This is a genomic window from Bacillus horti, from assembly GCF_030813115.1.
GTDB lineage: Bacteria > Bacillota > Bacilli > Caldalkalibacillales > JCM-10596 > Bacillus_CH > Bacillus_CH horti.
The window spans coordinates 1-5,691 of the sequence record NZ_JAUSTY010000039.1; the positions used below are offsets into that span (position 1 = coordinate 1).

Sequence of the window (5,691 nt, forward strand, 5' to 3'; positions counted from 1 at the left end):
TCCACCAGTTGCCTGTCAGCTACTAAGCGACTTGGTTCTTACTTAGATCGGACTTGCACCGACTAGCAATTAACGGCTTGCTGGGCACGCATCATTAAAAAAAGAGGGAGAACCCTCTTTTAGTCTTTACATTTATTCACTTTTCATTGCTTTTCATTGCTTTTCATTGCTTTTCATTGCTTTTCATGACCTAGTATAGGTTTATCAAAAGCTCTAATCTACAAAAAATTCCTCTGGTCTTTCTGAACGATACTTAAAATGATATAAAATAGCTTCTACAATTCTCCTTGACGCTTCTCCATCGCCATATGGATTCGATGCCTGAGCCATCGACTGATATTCTGCTTCATTGGTAAGCAGTTCTTGAGCAAGCAGGTAGACGTTTTCTTCCTCTGTTCCAGCTAGCTTTAAGGTTCCTGCTGCAATCCCTTCAGGACGTTCAGTTGTGTCTCTTAAAACAAGTACAGGTACACCTAAAGAAGGAGCTTCCTCCTGTACACCCCCAGAATCAGTGAGGATCATATACGCCCTAGAAGCAAAGTTGTGAAAATCAATCGCATCTAACGGTGAGATCAGGTGAATACGCGGGTGATCTCCTAGCAGCTCTTGGGCCACCTCCTGCACAGCAGGGTTAAGGTGGACTGGATAGACGACCTGAATATCCTCATGCTCTAATACTAGCCTTTTGATGGCTCTGAACATTTGTCTCATTGGCTGACCAAGATTCTCACGGCGGTGAGCTGTCACCAGAATCATTCTAGACGTCCCTACCTGTTCTAGCACTTCATGCTTGTAAGACTCTTTAACCGTTGTTTTTAGAGCGTCAATTGCTGTATTACCTGTTATGAAAATACGATCCTTCGATTTATTTTCAAGTAGTAAGTGCTCTGCTGCCTGACTCGTTGGAGCAAAATGTAAATCTGTTAATACCCCTGTCAGCTGACGATTCATTTCCTCAGGGTATGGCGAGAATTTATTGTGTGTTCTAAGACCTGCCTCCACATGACCTACAGCAATCTGATTATAGAAAGCCGCCAAGCTCCCGATAAACGTCGTTGACGTATCACCATGTACTAAAACAATATCTGGTTTTTCGTCCTTCATAATCTGATCTAAGCCCTGCAAAGCTCGAGTGAAGATATCGGTTAAGGACTGTCTACTTTGCATGACATTCAGGTCGAAATCAGGTTCAATAGCAAAAATAGCTAGCACCTGATCAAGCATTTCACGGTGCTGAGCCGTGACCACAACAATCGAATCAATCTTATCCTCATGCTTTTTAAGCTCATGCACAAGTGGAGCCATCTTTATTGCTTCTGGTCTGGTACCAAAAATGGACATCACTTTTACTTTTTTAGACATTCGTATACTCCTTTTAGCTTGTTTGTCCTTCTCGTTGACTTTCTTATCTGTTTGTTGACTCACAAGCTGCTATCTCCTACTTATTTTGTACCGTATAAACGATCTCCAGCATCCCCTAGACCTGGAACAATGTAGCCATGATCGTTCAGCTTCTCATCAACCCCAGCCACATAAATATCAACGTCTGGGTGCTCCTCCTGCACTTTTTGTACCCCTTCAGGAGCCGCAATTAAACACATCAGCTTCATGCTTACAGCTCCCCTATTTTTCAGGGATTGAATCGCTGCTACAGCAGAGCCACCTGTCGCTAGCATAGGGTCAATCACAATGAAATCTCTTTCGCTTACGTCATTTGGAAGCTTTACGTAATATTCTACTGGCTCTAATGTTTCTGGATCGCGGTATAAGCCTACATGTCCAACCTTTGCCGCAGGAATAAGCTTCAGAATACCGTCTACCATTCCAAGACCAGCTCTAAGAATAGGGACTAAGCCTAGCTTTTTCCCTTCTAGCTTGTATGCTTTGCAGGTCGCTACTGGAGTCTCAACTTCCACCTCTCTAAGAGGAAGTTCTCTTGTGATTTCATAGGCCATTAGTGCTGATACTTCATCAACAAGCTCCCGAAATTCCTTTGTCCCTGTTTGTTTATCTCTAATATACGTTAGCTTATGTTGAATTAGCGGATGGTCGAATACGTATACCTTACTCATAGTGCACTCCCTTTATCTATATAATTTCTTATTTCCCTGGATACAGCTCATGCTTTTTACTAAGCTCTGCTACTCTATTTGCTGCTTCCTGTTGCTTAGCTTGATCTTCAGGGTTCTTCAAGGATAACGCCATAATATCAGCAATTTCCTCCATATCCGCAACCCCAAATCCTCTAGATGTTACAGCCGCTGTACCAATTCTAATTCCACTAGTCACAAATGGACTTTCTGGATCAAATGGTATCGCATTTTTGTTACATGTAATGCCGATCTCATCTAAAATATGCTCCGCCTGTTTTCCCGTCAACCCTAGGCTACGCACATCAACAAGCACTAAGTGGTTATCTGTTCCTCCTGAAACGAGGGTGATATCATTTTCTTTTAGTCGCTCTGAGAGGCGTTTGGCGTTATCAATGATAGCCTGTACGTATGTCTTAAAGTCCGGGCTAAGCGCTTCTTTAAAGGACACCGCCTTTGCTGCAATGATGTGCATCAGAGGGCCGCCTTGTACACCTGGAAAAATGGATTTATCGATTTGCTTGGCAAATTCCTGCTTACATAAAATTAAACCTCCACGCGGACCGCGAAGTGTTTTATGTGTGGTTGATGTGACAAAGTGAGCATGTGGAACAGGAGATGGATGTAAACCAGCAGCAACAAGACCGGCAATATGGGCCATATCCACCATAAAATATGCGTCTACCTGATCAGCAATTTCCTTCATTTTTGCGAAATCAATGATTCTAGAGTAGGCACTTGCCCCTGCTACAATAAGCTTTGGACGATGTTCCTTAGCTTTTTCTAGCACATCGTCATAATTGATTAAATGACTCGTCTCATCTACACCGTAATCTACAAAGTTATATAGCTGTCCCGAAAAGTTAACAGGGCTTCCATGAGTCAAATGTCCACCGTGAGAAAGATTCATCCCTAATACCGTATCTCCAGGCTTTAGGATGGAGAAATAAACGGCCATATTCGCCTGAGCTCCGGAATGCGGCTGTACATTCGCATGCTCTGCGCCGAAGATCTCTTTTACTCTGTCCCTAGCCAAATCCTCAGCTACATCAACATGCTCACAGCCTCCGTAATATCGACGACCAGGATAGCCTTCAGCATATTTATTCGTCAGCACACTGCCCATTGCTTCTAGTACCGCTTCACTAACAAAGTTTTCTGAAGCAATCAATTCAATTTTATCTCTTTGACGTGCTAATTCGTTTTGAATCGATTGAAAGATTTCTGGGTCTTTTTCCTGTAAAAATGACATTCTTCTTCACTCCCTTTAGTAGTCTTCTTCCTTTTTCTATCTCTTTTATTCCACTACTTGTTCTACATAGATAGCTCGATTTCCTCCGATAAGCTTCGGTCTAGATTTTGCCATTGTAACATGTGCCTCTCCAATTTGGCTTAGGCTTCCTCGAACCGGAACGGCTACATGCTTGATATGCATGCCAATAAACGTATCCCCTATATCAATGCCAGCATCCGCTCTAATATGCTCCACCATCACCGCTTGCTGGAATTGCTTGTAGGCGTATGCCGCCATCGCTCCTCCAGCCTGCGGGGCAGGAATCACACTGACCTCTTCGAGCTGAAATTGCTTCATCGTTCGTCTTTCCACTACCAAAGCTCTGTTCAGATGCTCACAGCATTGAAAAGCTAGATGGAAGCCACTGCTCTGGCTTACTTCATGCAACGCAGCAAAGAGGTCGGTAGCCACCCCCTCAGCTCCTGCTGTACCGATCTTCTTACCAAGCACCTCACTAGTACTCACTCCAACGACCAAAATATGATCCTCATTTAGGTTAGTCTGTAGCATTAAATCGTCCACCATTTGCTTCGTTTGTCCGTATAAAGCTGTTCTTTTTTCATTCATTTGCCCTACGCTCCTTAGATATTAAGCATTTGGCTTATCATGTTGCTATTACAACTGATTTTCCATATCGCTAACCTTCTCGATCCGTCTCTGATGACGTCCACCTAAAAACTCTGTTTGCAGCCAGATTCGGGCAATATCCCGGGCTAAACCAGGTCCGATGACACGCTCACCCATCGCTAAAACATTTGAATCATTATGCTCTCTGGTAGCCTGAGCACTGAACGTATCATGAGCCAGAGCACAACGAATTCCTTTGATTTTGTTAGCTGCAATACTCATGCCTATACCTGTACCACAAATTAGAATTCCTCGATCAAACTCACCAGAAGCAACCCTCTGAGCTACCGGCAGGGCATAATCAGGATAATCAACCGAATCCTCACACTGACAGCCAAAATCCTCGTAGGATAGCTTCAGTTCATCAAGCAAAGCCTTGATTTCTTCTTTAATCCTTAATCCTCCATGGTCTGATGCAATAGCAATTTTCACTTCCGCTCATCCCTTCCTTAGCTGCTCAAACTTAGTACTTTCTCTTTTTAGAAAAACTTGGTTGATCGCCAAGTCTGGCGATATACTATCTACCTCTGAACCTTCCAATCAGATAGTATAAAATGTCTACGTTATTATAACCTATTTTCTAAAAATGTTCATGGTCAAAAGAGATGACTTTATCTTTGATATGTATTCATGTCCAAAGGCAAAAGAAAAACGCACAAGATGTGCGCTCTAAAGAGGAAGTATGACTTTTTACATTTCTATTTAATAATACGGAAGCTATTTCATGATACGGAAGCCTAGATGGGTGACACCTGGAGCTTCTATGACTTTAGTGTTCTCCAGCTCAATCGCCCTTCCTTCAGTAGGCTCGAACAAAGGGATACCCTTACCTAGTAATACTGGAACCTGATGAAGTAATAACTCATCTAATAAGCCTGCTCCAAGACATTGTTGGATTGTACTAGCTCCGGCAACTCCAACATGCTTTTTTCCAGCTACTGCCTTTGCTTGCTCTACGGCACTTCTGATTCCATCCGTAACAAACGTAAACGGAGTGTCCCCCTTAGGCACATTCTTAGGCTCTTCATGTGTAAGGACAAATACAGGGACACCAGCAGGGTGACTTCCTTCCCACCCTCCTACAATATCATAGGTTCTTCTACCAACTAAAATAGCTCCCTCTTCTTCAATAGACTGATCAAATACATCTCTACTTGTCTTAGTAAGCTTAAAGAAATCATTATATTTACTTGAATACTCACCCTCGAATAGCCATTTATGAAGGTGTTCCCCTCCTTCTCCAAGCGGCTGAGTTGGGCCATCGTTTATACCAGCTATAAATCCATCCAGCGATATGGACATATCGGCGATTACTTTATTCAATTTCCATCCTCCTTTATCTGTGATCAACAATGCACAGATCGTTCTCAACAACCTGATTCTAGCATAGAAAAATCCTCTGTATTTCTTTCAAATTGCTATTTTATATCTTTCCATACACATCCAAAAGCTATTGCTTCCTCTAACGGACAAATTTACATTTTAGAAACGTTTTTTTGAACTCCATCAATTCTAACGGACAAATTTGCACCTTAGAAGTGCATATCAATCAAAATTAATGGTTTATTCGTTCTAAGGTTCGATTTGCAGTTAGAATAAAAAGTGGACACTCATAAAAGACACGTAGATAATAAAAGAAAGAAGACGGAGAGGGTGTCACAAATGAGTGGGGCAAGACAA

The 5,691-nt window shown here is 42.4% G+C and carries 6 protein-coding genes; all 6 read right to left on the reverse strand.

Translation table 11 applies throughout. The features are described from left to right. Positions 1-213: 213 nt before the first annotated feature. The 6 genes from wecB to J2S11_RS22105 all read right to left on the reverse strand — a co-directional run bounded on the left by wecB (position 214) and on the right by J2S11_RS22105 (position 5,334). Positions 214-1,362 carry a non-hydrolyzing UDP-N-acetylglucosamine 2-epimerase gene (gene wecB, locus J2S11_RS22080; protein ID WP_307398364.1) on the reverse strand — a complete coding sequence of 383 codons (1,149 nt, stop codon included), beginning with the start codon at positions 1,360-1,362 and terminating at the stop codon, positions 214-216. An 80-nt stretch (positions 1,363-1,442) separates the two neighbouring features. Next, positions 1,443-2,072 (reverse strand): uracil phosphoribosyltransferase, encoded by a 630-nt coding sequence (gene upp, locus J2S11_RS22085; RefSeq protein ID WP_307398358.1) that lies wholly within the window; start codon positions 2,070-2,072, stop codon positions 1,443-1,445. 28 nt (positions 2,073-2,100) lie between these two features. Then, positions 2,101-3,342, reverse strand: coding sequence for a serine hydroxymethyltransferase (locus J2S11_RS22090; protein WP_307398359.1), 1,242 nt, complete (start codon positions 3,340-3,342; stop codon positions 2,101-2,103). A gap of 45 nt (positions 3,343-3,387) precedes the next feature. Further along, positions 3,388-3,951 carry a TIGR01440 family protein gene (locus J2S11_RS22095; protein WP_370875597.1) on the reverse strand — a complete coding sequence of 188 codons (564 nt, stop codon included), beginning with the start codon at positions 3,949-3,951 and terminating at the stop codon, positions 3,388-3,390. 48 nt (positions 3,952-3,999) lie between these two features. Then, entirely contained in the window at positions 4,000-4,443 is a 444-nt protein-coding gene (gene rpiB, locus J2S11_RS22100) for a ribose 5-phosphate isomerase B (RefSeq protein ID WP_307398361.1), read from the reverse strand. Between the two features lie 285 nt (positions 4,444-4,728). Continuing rightward, positions 4,729-5,334 carry a dihydrofolate reductase family protein gene (locus J2S11_RS22105; protein WP_307398363.1) on the reverse strand — a complete coding sequence of 202 codons (606 nt, stop codon included), beginning with the start codon at positions 5,332-5,334 and terminating at the stop codon, positions 4,729-4,731. Between the last annotated feature and the right edge of the window lie 357 nt (positions 5,335-5,691).